General features: G+C 74.3%; 11 protein-coding genes. 9 read left to right on the forward strand and 2 right to left on the reverse strand.

Features of this window, described 5'->3' with window-relative positions; all coding sequences use genetic code 11:
• Positions 1-2: 2 nt before the first annotated feature.
• The 3 genes from AMK27_RS01015 (at position 3) to AMK27_RS01025 (ending at position 4,979) form a co-directional block, all read left to right on the forward strand.
• Positions 3-2,072 (forward strand): iron ABC transporter permease, encoded by a 2,070-nt coding sequence (locus AMK27_RS01015; protein ID WP_073902130.1) that lies wholly within the window; start codon positions 3-5, stop codon positions 2,070-2,072.
• A 167-nt stretch (positions 2,073-2,239) separates the two neighbouring features.
• On the forward strand, positions 2,240-2,788 hold the full coding sequence (locus tag AMK27_RS01020; protein WP_073902131.1) for an FABP family protein: 549 nt from the start codon (positions 2,240-2,242) through the stop codon (positions 2,786-2,788).
• Positions 2,789-2,792: 4 nt separating this feature from the next.
• Positions 2,793-4,979, forward strand: a complete 2,187-nt coding sequence (locus AMK27_RS01025) for a prolyl oligopeptidase family serine peptidase (protein ID WP_073902132.1) — start codon at positions 2,793-2,795, stop codon at positions 4,977-4,979.
• On the opposite strand, the gene AMK27_RS01030 is transcribed toward AMK27_RS01025, so the two are convergent.
• Positions 4,927-5,910 (reverse strand): helix-turn-helix domain-containing protein, encoded by a 984-nt coding sequence (locus tag AMK27_RS01030; RefSeq protein ID WP_073902133.1) that lies wholly within the window; start codon positions 5,908-5,910, stop codon positions 4,927-4,929. The genes AMK27_RS01025 and AMK27_RS01030 overlap by 53 nt on opposite strands.
• A gap of 239 nt (positions 5,911-6,149) precedes the next feature.
• Between AMK27_RS01030 and AMK27_RS01035 the strand changes: the two genes are divergently transcribed.
• The 3 genes from AMK27_RS01035 (at position 6,150) to AMK27_RS01045 (ending at position 10,444) form a co-directional block, all read left to right on the forward strand.
• Positions 6,150-7,322, forward strand: a complete 1,173-nt coding sequence (locus AMK27_RS01035) for an ATP-binding protein (protein WP_073903775.1) — start codon at positions 6,150-6,152, stop codon at positions 7,320-7,322.
• 264 nt (positions 7,323-7,586) lie between these two features.
• Positions 7,587-8,999 carry an aminopeptidase P family protein gene (locus AMK27_RS01040; protein WP_073903777.1) on the forward strand — a complete coding sequence of 471 codons (1,413 nt, stop codon included), beginning with the start codon at positions 7,587-7,589 and terminating at the stop codon, positions 8,997-8,999.
• A 167-nt stretch (positions 9,000-9,166) separates the two neighbouring features.
• Positions 9,167-10,444, forward strand: coding sequence for a sialidase family protein (locus AMK27_RS01045; RefSeq protein ID WP_445194822.1), 1,278 nt, complete (start codon positions 9,167-9,169; stop codon positions 10,442-10,444).
• Here AMK27_RS01045 and AMK27_RS43270 read toward each other — a convergent pair.
• Positions 10,441-12,042, reverse strand: coding sequence for a serine/threonine-protein kinase (locus AMK27_RS43270; RefSeq protein WP_241847260.1), 1,602 nt, complete (start codon positions 12,040-12,042; stop codon positions 10,441-10,443). The genes AMK27_RS01045 and AMK27_RS43270 overlap by 4 nt on opposite strands.
• A gap of 215 nt (positions 12,043-12,257) precedes the next feature.
• Between AMK27_RS43270 and AMK27_RS01055 the strand changes: the two genes are divergently transcribed.
• The 3 genes from AMK27_RS01055 to AMK27_RS01065 all read left to right on the forward strand — a co-directional run bounded on the left by AMK27_RS01055 (position 12,258) and on the right by AMK27_RS01065 (position 13,939).
• Positions 12,258-12,683 (forward strand): nuclear transport factor 2 family protein, encoded by a 426-nt coding sequence (locus AMK27_RS01055; RefSeq protein WP_073902135.1) that lies wholly within the window; start codon positions 12,258-12,260, stop codon positions 12,681-12,683.
• A 190-nt stretch (positions 12,684-12,873) separates the two neighbouring features.
• Positions 12,874-13,365, forward strand: a complete 492-nt coding sequence (locus tag AMK27_RS01060; protein ID WP_073903779.1) for an STAS domain-containing protein — start codon at positions 12,874-12,876, stop codon at positions 13,363-13,365.
• A gap of 58 nt (positions 13,366-13,423) precedes the next feature.
• Complete coding sequence (locus AMK27_RS01065; RefSeq protein ID WP_073902136.1) at positions 13,424-13,939, forward strand: PadR family transcriptional regulator; 516 nt, start codon at positions 13,424-13,426, stop codon at positions 13,937-13,939.
• Positions 13,940-14,093: the final 154 nt, after the last annotated feature.

Consider the following 14,093-nt stretch of genomic DNA (forward strand, 5'->3'; position numbering starts at 1 on the left):
CCATGGCCGTCACCGCAACCACCCCCGCCACCCGTCCGCCGACGGCCACGTCCCGGACGGGCGCGGCCCCGGTGACGGCCGCCCTGGTCCTCCTCGTCGCGGTCCTCGCGCTCGTGGACATCACACAAGGCACCGCCGCGGTCGGCGCGGCCGAGGTCTGGAAGGCCTTCACGGGCCAGGCCGACCCGGCCGACGCGTCCGTCGTCATCGCCTCCCGCCTGCCGAGGATGACCGCCGGCCTCCTGGTCGGCGCCGTCCTCGGCCTGGCGGGCGCCGCCCTCCAGGCCGTCAGCCGCAACGTCCTCGCCTCGCCCGACACGCTCGCCGTGAACGCGGGCTCCTACTTCGCGCTCGGCCTCGGCGCCGCGTTCGGCCTCTCGCTCCCGCTGCTCGCCTCCTCCGCCCTCGCCTTCGTCGGCGGCCTTGCCGCGGCCGCGGTCGTCCTCGCCCTCTCGGGCCTGGGCGCCGGAACCGTCCGCCTCGTCCTCGCGGGCAGCGCCCTCACCCTCGGCCTCACCGCCGTCACCGAAGGCCTGCTCCTGCTGTTCCCCGCGGAGACCGAGGGCCTCTTCCAGTGGAACCAGGGCAGCATCTCCCAGAACGGCTTCGACGGCGTCCTGCAGATGGCCCCGATCGCCGTCACCGGACTCGTCGGACTGCTGCTCCTCGCCCGCCGGGTCGACGCCCTCGCCCTCGGCGACGACGCCGCCCGCGGCCTCGGCGTGCCCGTCCGCGCCACCCGGGTCACCGCCGTCGTCCTCGCCGCCCTGCTCTCCACGGCCGCCGTCACCCTCGCCGGACCCGTCGGCTACGTCGGCCTCTGCGCCCCCGCGATCGTCCGGCCCCTCGCCCGCAGGTTCCGGGGCTTCACCAAGCAGCGCGGCTTCCTGCCCGCCGCCGGACTCACCGGCGCCGCCCTCGTGCTCGGCTCCGACGTCCTGCTGCGCGCCGTCGTCCCGGCGGACGTGGCGGTCTCCGTGCCGACCGGCGTCGTCACCAGCCTGGTCGGCGCCGTCTTCCTGATCGTCATGGCCATCCGCGTCCGGGACACGGCCGGAGCCACCGCCACCGAGCGGCTCCGCATCAGGAGCAGGGCCCGCTTCCTCACCGTCACCGCCGTCCTGGTCGTCGTGGTGATCGCCGTCGCCGTCGCCGGCGTCCTCCTCGGCGACAGCAAGCTGCTCCTCGGCGACGTCCTGAACTGGGCCCAGGGACAGGCGGGCCGGACCGTCACCTTCGTCCTCGACACCCGGGTGCCCCGCGTCGTCGCCGCCCTCTTCGCGGGCGCCGCGCTCGCCCTGGCCGGCACCCTCGTCCAGGCCGTCACCCGCAATCCGCTCGCCGAACCCGGCATCCTGGGCGTCTCCGGCGGCGCCGCGCTCGGCGCCGTCCTCCTCGTGACGACCGTGCCCATCGCCGGCTCGTGGGGCATGGCCGGCGCCGCGTTCGCGGGCGCCGCCGCCAGCTCCGTCCTCGTCTTCGGACTGGCCGCCCGGGGCGGATTCCAGCAGAACCGGCTCGTCCTCGTCGGCTTCGGCGTCGCCATCGCCGCCTCCGCCCTGATCAGCCTCCTGATCATCCTCACCGACCCGTTCAACGCGACGAAGGCCCTCACCTGGCTGTCGGGCTCCACCTACGGGCGGTCCCTGCCCGACTCGGTGCCCCTCGTCGCCGTCCTCGCCGCGGGCACGGCCTTCGCCTTCGCCCGGCGCACCGAGCTCGACCTCGTCTCGCTCGACGAGGACACCCCGCGCCTCCTCGGTCTCGGCCTGGGACGCGCACGCCTCGGCTTCCTCGCCCTGGCCGTCCTGCTCACCGCCACCGCCGTGGCCGCCGCCGGCACGATCGGCTTCGTGGGCCTGGTCGCGCCCCACGCGGCCCGCGCCCTGGTCGGCCGCCGGCACGCGCGCGTGGTGCCGGTCGCGATCCTCCTCGGCGCCGCGCTCGTCTGCACCGCCGACCTCGTCGGCCGTACGGTCATCGCCCCGGCCCAGCTCGGCGCGGGCCTGATGACGGCGGTCATCGGCACGCCGTACTTCCTCTACCTGCTGGTACGGAGCCGGCGCGGCTAGAGGGTGTCGTGTCGATCATGCCGGGCTCGCGGGGTCTGGCACCGCTCCCTGATCCGGCCTGATCGGCACGACACCCCTGGTGCCCGTCACGAGTGCCACGAGGCCCGCCGGAGGGCGGTCGGCCTAAGCTGCCCTCCGGCACAGGCCTCGACCCAGGAGTACGCACCATGAACGACCGCGACCGGCAGCCTCCGTACCCCGACGCCCTCCGGCCGGACGCGGCACCGGCCCCGCACGAGTTCCTCGCACCGGTGGCCGGGCTCCTCGGCACCTGGACCGGCACCGGCCAGGGCGAGTACCCGACGCTCGCCGAGGACTTCACGTACGCGCAGGAGGTCACCTTCAGCCACGACGGCCGCCCCTTCCTCCACTACGAGGCGCGCGCCTGGCTGATCGACCCGGACGGCACCCCGCTGCGACCCGCGGCGCGGGAGAGCGGCTGGTGGCGCCTCAAGCCCGAGGGCACCGTCGAGGCGCTGATCACCCAGCCCACCGGCATCGCGGAGATCCTGGTCGGCCGCGCCGAGAACGGCGCGATCGACCTCACCACGCACACGGTCGCCCTCGCCCCCACGGCCAAGCACGTCGAGGCCACCCGCCGCCGCTACACCCTCGCGGACGCGGACACCCTGGAGTTCCTCCACGACCTGGCGGCGGTGGGCCGGCCGCTGCAACACCATCTGTCGGCGCGGCTGCGACGCGAGGACGGGAAGTAGACCCATGGCGAACCTGCACGACGACGACCCGTACCTGTGGCTGGAGGACGTCTCCGGAGAGGCCGCGCTGGCCTGGGTGGCCGAACGTAACGCGGAGACCGCGGGAGCGGTGACCGGCGGAGAGGCGTTCGGCGCCCTGAAGACGCGGCTGCGGGAGGTGCTCGACTCCTCCGACCGGATCCCCTACACCGTGCGGCGCGGTGAGCACCTGTACAACTTCTGGCGGGACGCGGACCACCTGCGCGGAGTCTGGCGCCGCACGACCCTGGAGCAGTACCGCAGGGACGACCCCGAGTGGGAGGTGCTCCTCGACGTCGACGCGCTGGCCGACGCCGAGGGCGAGAAGTGGGTCTGGGACGGGGCGCGGGTCCGCCGGCCCGACCACGACCGGGCCCTGGTGCGGCTCTCGCGCGACGGCGGGGACGCCGTCGTCGTCCGCGAGTTCGACCTCGGCACGAGGGAGTTCGTCGACGACGGGTTCCGGCTGCCCGAGGCCAAGACGCGGATCGGATGGGTCGACGACGACACCGTCTTCGTCGGCACGGACCTCGGCCCGGACTCGCTCACCGACTCCGGCTACCCGCGGACCGTCCGCCGGTGGCGGCGCGGCACCCCCGTCGAGGACGCCGCCCTCGTCTACGAGGCCGACCGGGCGGACGTGGCCGCCTGGGGCTACCGGGACACCACACCCGGGTTCGAGCGGGAGTTCGTCGGCCGCTCCCTGGACTTCTTCCGCAGCGAGACGTACCTCCTGCGCCCCGACGGCACCCGCGTACGGATCGAGGTGCCCGACGACGCGAGCGTCTACGCCCATCGGCACCACCTGGTCGTCACCCTCAAGTCCGCGTGGCTCGGACAGCCGACGGGCTCGCTGCTCGCCTTCGACTTCGACGCCTTCCTGGCGGGCGACCGCACGCCCGACGTGCTCTTCACCCCCGACGCCCGGACCGCCCTCGCGGGGCACACCTGGACCCGCAACCACCTCCTCCTGGAGACGATGCGGGACGTCAGCACCCACATCGAGGTCCTCACCCCCGCCGCCGGCGGCGGCTGGACGCGCGAGCCGCTCGTCGGCGTCCCGGCCCTGTCCGCCGTCGGCGTCGTCGACACCGACCCCGACGTGTCCGACGAGTACTTCCTCGACGTGTCCGGGTTCCTCCAGCCCTCCAGCCTCCACCACGGGCGGATCGGCGGCGGCTCGGAGGTCCTCAAGCAGGCCCCGCACCACTTCGACCCCACCGGCCTCACCGTCGAGCAGCACTTCGCGACCTCCCGGGACGGCACGCGCGTCCCGTACTTCGTCGTCGGCCCCGACCGGGCCACCTCGCCCGGCCCCGGCCCCACCCTGCTGTACGGCTACGGCGGCTTCGAGGTCTCCCTCACCCCCTTCTACGGCGGTGTGACGGGCCGCGCCTGGCTGGAACGCGGCGGCACGTACGTCATCGCGAACATCCGCGGCGGCGGCGAGTACGGCCCCGACTGGCACCAGGCCGCGCTCGGCGCCGAACGCCCCCGGGCCTTCGAGGACTTCGCCGCCGTCGCCGAGGACCTCGTCGCACGGGGCGTCACCACCCCGGCCATGCTGGGCGCCAAGGGCGGCAGCAACGGCGGGCTCCTCATGGGCGCCATGCTCACCCGCCGCCCCGAGCTCTTCGGCGCGATCGTCGCCCAGGTGCCGCTCCTCGACATGACCCGCTTCCACAAGCTCCTCGCGGGCGCCTCCTGGATCGCCGAGTACGGCGACCCCGACGACGAGGCCGACCGCCCCCACCTGCTCGCGCTCTCCCCGTACCACCGGCTCGCGGCAGACCGCGACTACCCGCCGGTCCTGCTGATGACCTCGACCCGCGACGACCGCGTCCACCCCGGGCACGCCCGGAAGACGGCGGCCCGGCTGCGGGAGCTCGGCCACCGGGTGCTCTTCCACGAGAACACCGGCGGCGGGCACGCGGGCGCGGGAGACAACGAACAGGCCGCCCACAACAGCGCGCTCGTGCACACCTATCTGTGGCAGCAGCTCGCGGGAGCGGGAGCGGGAGCGGAAGCGGGACCGGCACCGCGCGCGGCAGCCGGAGCCGAGGCGGGAACCGGAGCCGAGCGCGCCGCGGAGGCGGAGGCGACGGCGATCCCCGGACCGCTCACAGCCACCCCGACCGCTGCGCCTGCAGCGCCATCTGGAACCGGCTCGTAGCCCCGAGCCTGGCCATCAGGACCTGCACGCGGCGGAAGAGCGTACGACGGCTGACGCCGATCTCCCGGGCGATGACCTCGTCGCTCGCGCCGGCCGCGAGCAGCCGGAGCAGACGCCGGTCGGCGGGCAGCAGCCCCGCCGGCCGGGCCGAACGGCCGTGGAACGGCAGCGCGTTCTGCCAGGCCTGCTCGAACAGCGCCACGAGCGCGGAGAGCAGGCCGCACGGCTGCACGACCAGCATCGTGTTGTACACGTCCGTCTCCTTGATCGACAGGGCGACCAGGGCGTACGCGTCGTCGATGATCACGAGCTTGACCGGCACCGACGGTAGGACCCGCGCCTGCTCCCCGGCCTCGATGCACGGCTCGATCGAGTTCTCCAACTGCCCCGGGAACTCCAGGGACTCCCGCGAGTACACGACCCGCTGCGTCACCCCGCGCGCCAGCGTGGCCAGCGCGTCGTCCGTCGCGCCGACGAGGGGGAAGTACGGCGGCGAGTCGAACTGCCGGATCTGCTCCCGGGCGCTCGTCCACGCCTGACGCATCCGGAGCCCGATCGCGTCCCCCGTCACGACCTCCACCAGCGGATCGTGGTAGCCCGCGAGCCGGTGCCGCCGGAACGACTCGAACGCGCCCCCCACGGTGATCCGGGACGCGTCGAGCTCGGCCGCCCTGCGCCGCCCGAGGATCTCCAGACCCGCGGTCGGTGGAACCGGCGCCACGACGTTGGAACCCTCCTCGGCGGCGCTCGCCAGACCGCAGTCGACCAGCTCGCGGTACGCCTCCGCCAGCGCCTCGCCCCCGAGCCCGGCCGCGGCACCGATCGAACTCAGCGGCGCGGGCCCGTGCTCCAGGAGGGTCAGATAGACCCGGGCGCCCTCCTGGCCGATGCCCAGAAGCCGGAGTGCCTCGCCGAGTTTCTCGTTCGCCATGCCCCGATTATCGACGTCTTCGATCAGGGGCCGTCGGTACCCGCCGTCCGTGTGCCGTGACGGGCTCGGGAGGCACCGGGGACGGCCTCCGACGGGGGTCGGCCACCGCTGGGCCGACCGCCTCCCGACAGGCGCCCACCTCCCCTCCCAGACGTTCGCCACAACCCCTCTGACCTGGTGTTTCGTGCGAATCCGCCTAGGCTGGCGGAGGCATGCAGAGCACCGTCGGAGGGGACTTCATGAGCGACGCCGCACGCACGGACGAGACCGCCCGGATCCAGGTGATCGAAGGGCTCGAGGCCATCCGGAAGAGGCCGGGGATGTACGTCGGATCGACCGGGCCACGCGGTCTGCACCAGATGGTGTGCGAAGCCCTGAGTCCGGGCGTGCACGCGGCACTGGCGCGCGGTGCCGGTTCCGTGGACGTCACGCTCACCTCCGACGGCGGCGTCCGGGTCGCCGACGACGGGCCCGGCGTCCCCTTCGAAAGCGCTGGGGACGCCTCCCCTCCCGGCCTGGAGGCCCAGCTGACACGCGTGTACGCCGGGTGGGAGCCGGGCAGCGGCCGGGTGCTGCGGCTCGCCCTCTTCGGCGTCGGGCTGAGCACCGTCAACGCGCTGTCGAGCCGACTGGTCGCCGAGGTGCGGCGCGACGGAGTGCGCGAGGTCCAGGAGTACGCGCGCGGCGTCGCGCTCGCCCCGCCCTCGCCCGCCGGGCCCGCGACGGGGAGCGGGACCACGCTCACCTTCTGGCCGGACGCGGACCTGTTCGAGACGACGGACTGCTCGTACGAGGCACTCGCGGAGAGCCTCAGGGCACTCGCCCTCCTGAACCGGGGCCTGCGCCTGTCCCTCACCGACGAGCGTCCTCCGAGCGGGGCCGTGACCGAGCGGTTCGAGGGCGGGGTACGGGACTTCGTCGCCTTCCTGGAGACCACGGCCGAGGGCGCGCCCGTCCACCCGGACATCCTCGCCTTCGAGGTGGAGGACCCGCGGATGGCGGGGACGGTGGAAGTGGCCCTCCGCTGGCGCGACGCGGGGGACTCGGGAGGCACGGTCGTCCGGAGCTTCGCCGACAGCGGTCCCACCCACGAGGGCGGCGCGCACGTGGAGGGCTTCCGCGCCGGACTGGCGGCCGCGCTCACGGCGTACGCGAGGGAGCGGCGCCTCCTGACGGCGGCGGACCCCGATCCGGACGCCGACCGGGTCTGCGCGGGCCTCACCGCGGTCGTGTCGGTGAAGCTGGACCGGGCGGAGTACAGCGGAGCCACCCGCACGCTCCTGGGCGGCGCCGAGGTGCGCTCCTGCGTCGAGGAGGCGGTCCGCGCGCACGTCGGCACATGGCTGGAGCGGCACCCGGAGCAGGCCTCGTCCGTGGTCCGCCGGATCGTCGGGGCAGCGGGCCGGGCCTGAGCCGCCGAGCCGCGGCGCTGCTCCTCGCCGACGGGTGAGGGGCGGCGCGCGCGGGGGAGGGGCAGCGCCCACGCGGGGCGCGCGGACGTCCACCGGACAGTCGGGGGCCCCGCCGGACGGCGGCGGCGCCCCGCCGGACGGCGGGAGCCTGGCCGATCAGTGCCACTGGCCGTCTTCGGCAACCGGCGCCCGCGTCGCGGAGTACCTTCCGGACGTCGCCGGCCCACGGCGGCCGAGGAACCGATCCGGAAGAAGGTGCAGGACGTGGCGAAGGGTCGCAAGAACGGCCTCTACGAAGGCGTCTCCGAGGAGCTCTCCACCCTGATGAGGTCGGGGTGGGCGGACACCGAGCGGCACGGGCTCGAGCCCGACGAGCAGGCCCCGTACGCGGCCCGCCGCCGCGCCGCGCTCTCCGCGCGCTTCCCCGGCGAGCGCCTCGTGATCCCCTCCGGCAACCTCAAGACCCGCTCCAACGACGACACGTACCCCTTCCGCCCGTACACGGGATACGTGCACATGACCGGCGACCAGGCGCGCGACGGCGCCCTCGTGCTCGAACCCCGCGCGGACGGCGGCCACGACGCCTTCTGCTACCAGCTGCCGCGCGACAGCCGCGACGACGACGAGTTCTGGATCGGCTACACGGCCGAGCTCTGGATGGGCCGGCGCCGCTCGCTCGCCGAGGCCGAGGTCGTCCTCGGTCTGCCCTGCCGCGACGTCCGGACCATCGCCGAGGACCTCGCCGCCGGTTCCGGTGTGCCGACCCGGATCGTCCGCGGGGTCGACCCGGTGCTCGAAGCCGCGGTCGGCACGGACGAGGAGCGCGACGACGAGCTGGAGGAGGCGCTCTCCGGACTCCGGCTCGTCAAGGACGCGTGGGAGATCGGCGAGATGCGCAAGGCGGTCGACTCGACCGTCCGCGGGTTCACCGACTGCGTCGCCGAGCTGTCGAAGGCCGTCGCCTCCTCCGAGCGGTGGATCGAGGGCACCTTCTTCCGGCGTGCGCGGCTCGAGGGCAACGCCGTGGGATACGGCTCGATCTGTGCCGCCGGCGAGCACGCCACGATCATGCACTGGACGGAGAACGACGGCCCGGTCCGGCCCGGCGAACTGCTGCTGCTCGACGCCGGCGTGGAGACCCGCTCCCTCTACACGGCCGACGTCACCCGCACGCTGCCGATCAGCGGCACGTTCACCCCGGTCCAGCGCCAGGTGTACGACGCGGTGTACGAGGCGCAGGAGGCCGGCATGGCCGCGGTCAAGCCGGGTGCCCCGTACCGCGACTTCCACGAGGCGTCCCAGCGGCACCTGGCGGCGCGGCTCGTCGAGTGGGGCTTCATCGAGGGCCCTGTCGACCGCGCGTACGCCCTGGGGCTCCAGCGTCGCTTCACGATGGCGGGCACCGGGCACATGCTCGGCCTCGACGTCCACGACTGCGCGCAGGCCCGCACGGAGGAGTACGTCGACAGCCTCCTCGCACCGGGCATGGTGCTCACGGTCGAACCCGGGCTGTACTTCCAGCCCGACGACCTGACCGTGCCGGAGGAGTGGCGGGGCATCGGCGTCCGGATCGAGGACGACCTGGTCGTCACCGAGGCCGGCCACGAGAACCTGTCGGCGGGCCTGCCGCGCTCCTCGGCCGAGGTCGAGTCCTGGATGGCGCGCTTCGCGGGCTGACCCGGCCCGGGGAGCGGCGGCCGCCGGGCCGGCCGGGGCCACGGCCTCGGCGGTGCGCTCCGGGGTACGGGGCGTCCGCCGGGCTACAGTCGGCGACCGGAGCCGCCCCCGGCGATGTCCCGGTGGGCGGTGGCGTCAGCTGGTGAGCGGCACCGGAGGTATCCCCCGTGAGGCGTGTGACCGCTGGGACCGTGGCGGGGCTCCTGGTGGCCCTCGGAGGGCCGGCCGCCGCCGGGTGGGCGCCCGGCGCGTCGGCCGCCCCGCGGGAGCGGGCCGCGCAACCCGCCGTCCGGGCGGCGGGAGTTCCGGGGGACGAGGGCCTGTGCGGGGCCTCCGTCCCGTACACCGCGGGCGTCGGCGGGTACGTGTCCTACCGCATCCCGGCCGTCGTACGGACCCCGGCCGGCACCCTGCTCGCCTTCGCCGAGGGGCGGGTCGGCGGCGCCGGGGACAGCGGGGACATCGACCTCGTGGTGCGGCGGTCCGAGGACGGCGGATGCACCTGGGGGCCGGCGCGCGTCGCCGCCGCCGGAGGCGGCGACACCCGCGGCAACCCGGCGCCCGTCGTCGACCCGCGCTCCGGCGACGTGGTCCTGCTGAGCTCGTACAACGGCGGCGGGGCGACCGAGGCGCAGATCCTGGCCGGCGAGGTCCCCGCCGCCCGCAGCCGGCGGGTGTTCGTCCAGCGGAGCACCGACGACGGGCGGACGTTCTCGGAGCCCCGGGAGATCACCGCCTCCGTCAAGCGCCCCGACTGGCGCTGGTACGCCACGGGCCCCGGCCACGCCGTCGCGCTGACCCGTCCCCCGTACACCGGGCGCCTCGTCGTGCCCGCCAACCACTCGGCGGCGCCCCCGGACGGCTCGGACGACACCGGCCGCGAGCCCCGCTACTACGGGGCCCACGCGCTGTACAGCGACGACGGCGGCCGCTCCTGGCAGCTGGGCTTCGTGGACGACACGTACGACGGCACGGTCAACACCAACGAGTCGACCGCGGCTGAACTGCCCGACGGAAGGCTGTACTTCAGTGCGCGCGACCAGTTCGGCACCGGACCGGGCAACCGCGTCGGCGCCCCTGCGTCCATGGGCGGGACCCGTCTGCTGCGCCCCTTCGCGCCCCCGCCGGGCCTGGACGGCGTCCCCGTGGTCCAGGGCAGTCTGCTGTACGTGGGCGGGCCGGGCGGCAGCCTGCTGTTCTCGGCCCCGTCGGTGCCGACGGCCCGCGCCGAACCGGCCCTGTGGAGCAGCGAGGACGGCGGCCTGACCTTCACCCGGAGGCTGACCGTGTCCCGCGACAAGGCCGCCTACTCCGACCTCGTCCGGCTGGACGAGGCGACGATCGGACTCCTCCACGAGACCGGGACCGGGAGCGCGTACGAGAGGGTGGAGTTCCGCCGGATCCCGCTGTCGGCGGTGACGGGCCCGGCGGGCCGCCGGCCCTAGGGGGTGTCCGTCGAGGTCGCGATCGGCCTGCGGATCTCGGCGCGTATCCTCCGGGTCTCCTCCGCCGCCACGTCGAGGGGGGCGCTCGGGGTGAACCCGATCGCGACGGTCGAGTTGGCGTCGCCCCAGCCGCACACGGTCTTCGCGTCCACCGTCTCGCAGCGGATGTCGACGTCCGAGCCGGGCGGCCTGATCGTCCTGGGCGGATCGCTGACGGTCTCGCTGCCCGTCAGGGTCATCGCGTCCATCAGGCCGTCCCTGTGCTCCTCCGGGTCCTTGTACCGTCCGGACGAGCCGTACACCTCCACCGTGCGGAACGCGACCCCCTTCTCGGTGCCGGCACTCGTGACGGTGTAGTCGGCGGAGTAGTGCGTCGCCCCCTTCCGGCCCGCGTCGTCCGGCAGCGGGTCCGGGGGAAGCCGGTGCTCGACGTCGCGCCCGTACGCGCCGTCCACCATCGATTCGGGCAGCACGAGCTCGTGCGTGGCCGGGGGGAAGGAGGTGTCGTCGTACGAGTAGACGGCGTAGCCCGCGCCGCCGAGCACCAGCAGGGCTCCGGCGGCAGCGGCGACGACCCGACCGGCGGACCGCTTTCCCGGCGGCGAACCGGCACCCCCCGCCGCTGCTTCCGGGTGGGCCGAGACGGTCGCCGCGTCGGCGATACCCCCGGCGGCGGCCGGCGCCGCGGCCGACACGGCGGTCGGGGTCGGCGTCGACGGAGGTGTCGGCGAGAGTGTCGGCGGGGGTGTCACCGGGGAGACCTCGGTCGCCGGGTGGGCAGCCGCGTCCGGCGCAGGCTTCGCGGTGCTCATCGGCGCCAGGAGGTCCAACAGCGCCCGGGTAGTGGGCCTGTGCGCCGGGTCCTTGGCCAGGCAGGCGGTGACCACCGGGCGGATGCCCTCCGGCAGCGCGGACAGGTCCGCCGGCTCGTGCACGGCCCGGTACATCAGCATCATCGGGGTGCCCTCCCCGAACGGCTGCCCTCCGGCCGCCGCCACGAGCACCGCGCCCAGCGCGAACACATCGGCGGAGCCGCCCACTTCGAGCCCCTGGGCCTGCTCGGGGGCCAGGAAGCCGGGGGTGCCGAAGGCCGCGCCGGTGGAGGTCAGCCGGGTCGCCTCCAGAGCCCGGGCGATGCCGAAGTCGAGCACCCGCGGACCGTCGTCGGCCATGATGATGTTGCCGGGCTTCAGGTCGCGGTGGATCAGGCCGCAGCCGTGGATGGCCTGCAGCGCCTCCGCCAACGCCGCGCCGAGCAGGCGCAGTCGGGCCTCGTCCATCGGACCCCGCTCGGCGAGCAGCCCGGAGAGCGTCGGCCCCGCGATGTAGGCGGTCGCGAGCCAGGGAGCGGCCGCGTCCGGGTCGGCGTCGACCACCTGGGCGGTGTGGAACCCGCCGACCCTGCGGGCGGCGTCGACCTCCGCGCGGAACCGGGCACGGAAGTGCGGATCGGCGGCCAGCTCGGGGCGTGCCACCTTGACCGCCACGGTGCGTCCGCCCCGCGACCGCGCCAGGTACACCGTCCCCATGCCGCCCGAACCCAGCTCGCGCTCCACGGCGTAGTCGCCGATGCGCTCCGGCAGGTCAACGCCGTCCACTCGCCACCCCCTGTGCGGCACGCCCCCGTTGGAATGCCGCGGGCCAGTATGGCCGACCCGCCGCCCGTCGTCATGCGCGGGCGATCACGGTTCAGGCGTAGGCCGTGAGGGCGGGGGATCGGCCGGCCCGCGTCCGGTGCCGGGCCCCTGGACGTCTCCCGGGCGATGAGGTTAGCTGCATCTACACCTAATCAAAAAGTTGCATAGGAGTCATCATGCACCCCTTCCGTGCCGCCGTCGAGAACCGGGACCACGCCGCCATCGAGGCGCTGCTCGCCGAGGACGTGGTCTTCACCAGCCCGGTGGCCTTCCGCCCGTACCCCGGCAAGGCCATCACCGCCGCGATCCTGCGCGGGGTGATGCGCGTCTTCACCGACTTCACGTATGTCCGCGAGATCGGGAGCGACGACGGCCGGGACCACGCCCTCGTCTTCACCGCGAAGGTCGGCGACATGGAGATCAACGGCTGCGACTTCCTCCACTTCGACGAGGAGGGCAGGATCGACGACTTTATGGTCATGGTCCGGCCGCTGTCCGCCGCGCAGGCGCTCTCCGCCGCCATGGCTGCCCAGTTCGACCGGATCAAGGAGGAGGCCTTCGCCGCGTCCGCCGCGGGCCCGGGCTCCGAGGGTGAGCGCTGAACGGCGCGGACGCAGGCGGGGGTGCAGACCCGAGCATGTGGCCGTGCGTACGCACATCGCTCGTCCGTACGAGGGGAAGTGGCTCGAACATTCACCGATTCAGGTGACAGCGGCCGAGGCGAAACGTCCCTCCCGGAAGGGAGGCGTCCACGCTCGAAGCGACACATGGAGCCACCCTGTGGAGCGCCCGATGCAGCTGATTCCCCGCCATGACCCCCACCTGGCCGTCCGGTCGACCGGCGACGTCACCGTCGCCGCCCTCCGGGGCGAGCTCGACCTCGTCCTCGTACGGCACCTGCGGCCCGAGCTCGACGCCCTCGTGCGGGAGTCCGACGCCCTGACCGTCGACATCCGGCGCCTCACCTTCTGCGATGCCACCGGGCTCGGCCTCCTCGCCCACTGCGCCGTGCGCACCCGGCAGCGGGGGTCGCACTGGCGGCTCGTCTGCGACCAGCCGTGGATCCTCCGCCTCATCCGCCTGACGGAACTCGACGACGTCCTGAACCCGGAAGCGGCGCCGGAGGGGGAGCCGGTGGAGGGGCCGGTCGACGGGTGGCCGGGGGAGTTGCCGGAAGGGTGGAACCCGGCGCCGTCCGCCGGGCTGCCGGACCTTGTCGCCCCTCACTGGGACCCGGCGGACCCCCTGCTGTACGGCCCCGGCGTGATGAGGCCCGCCCCGTAGGCGGCTCCCAGCGTCGGAGGGAGGGGTGCGGCCGCGCCCTCGCGATACCGTCGGACGCATGTCTGACGTCCGGTTGACCACGCCCTCCTTCCTCGTGCTGGGCATCATCGACAAGCTGGGTGAGGCCAGCCCCTACGACGTGAAGGTCGAGGCCGCGCGGACCGTGGCGCCCTTCTGGTCCATGCCGCACGCGCAGGTCTACGCCCAGTGCGACCGGCTCCTGGAGGCGGGGCTGCTCTCGGAGGTCAGGCAGCCCGGCGGCCGGAACCGGCGCCTGATGAGGCTCACCGAGGAGGGCGCGGAGGCGCTGCGCGGCTGGCTGGCCGACCCCGCCTTCGTCCCGGTCGAGGCTCGCGAGCGCGGCATCCTCAAGCTGTGGTTCGGGGCGAGCCCGCGGGTCCACGCCCCGGTGCAGATCGAGGAGCACCGGCGGACCCTGGACGAGTACGAGGAACTCGCCGGAGGGGTAGGTGAGTTGCTGACGCGCGGGCAGCGCGAGGCCTTGGAGTTCGGCATCCGGTACGAGCGGATGATGGTCGATTTCTGGCACTGGGTCGAGAGCCGCGAACCCTGATTCCCCTCCCCGGGACCCGATTGTTGTTACTGACCGGTTGACCCCGGCGGTGCTCCGCCCTACCTTCCTCCATAGTCCAGAAAGGACTATCGCGGTGGGATCGGTGCCGCGGACGGTGGAGGGGGACGCGCCGTGGGACGTTCGACGAGCACGG

This window comes from Streptomyces sp. CB02009 (genome assembly GCF_001905825.1).
GTDB lineage: Bacteria > Actinomycetota > Actinomycetes > Streptomycetales > Streptomycetaceae > Streptomyces.

Excerpts from the sequence above, each read along its gene's own strand:
- AMK27_RS01030 (WP_073902133.1), bottom strand. The coding sequence starts at position 5,910 with ATGGCGAACGAGAAACTCGGCGAGGCACTCCGGCTTCTGGGCATCGGC.
- AMK27_RS01065 (WP_073902136.1), top strand. The coding sequence starts at position 13,424 with ATGTCTGACGTCCGGTTGACCACGCCCTCCTTCCTCGTGCTGGGCATC.
- AMK27_RS01060 (WP_073903779.1), top strand. The coding sequence starts at position 12,874 with ATGCAGCTGATTCCCCGCCATGACCCCCACCTGGCCGTCCGGTCGACC.
- AMK27_RS01015 (WP_073902130.1), top strand. The coding sequence starts at position 3 with ATGGCCGTCACCGCAACCACCCCCGCCACCCGTCCGCCGACGGCCACG.
- AMK27_RS01025 (WP_073902132.1), top strand. The coding sequence starts at position 2,793 with ATGGCGAACCTGCACGACGACGACCCGTACCTGTGGCTGGAGGACGTC.
- AMK27_RS01055 (WP_073902135.1), top strand. The coding sequence starts at position 12,258 with ATGCACCCCTTCCGTGCCGCCGTCGAGAACCGGGACCACGCCGCCATC.
- AMK27_RS01020 (WP_073902131.1), top strand. The coding sequence starts at position 2,240 with ATGAACGACCGCGACCGGCAGCCTCCGTACCCCGACGCCCTCCGGCCG.
- AMK27_RS01035 (WP_073903775.1), top strand. The coding sequence starts at position 6,150 with ATGAGCGACGCCGCACGCACGGACGAGACCGCCCGGATCCAGGTGATC.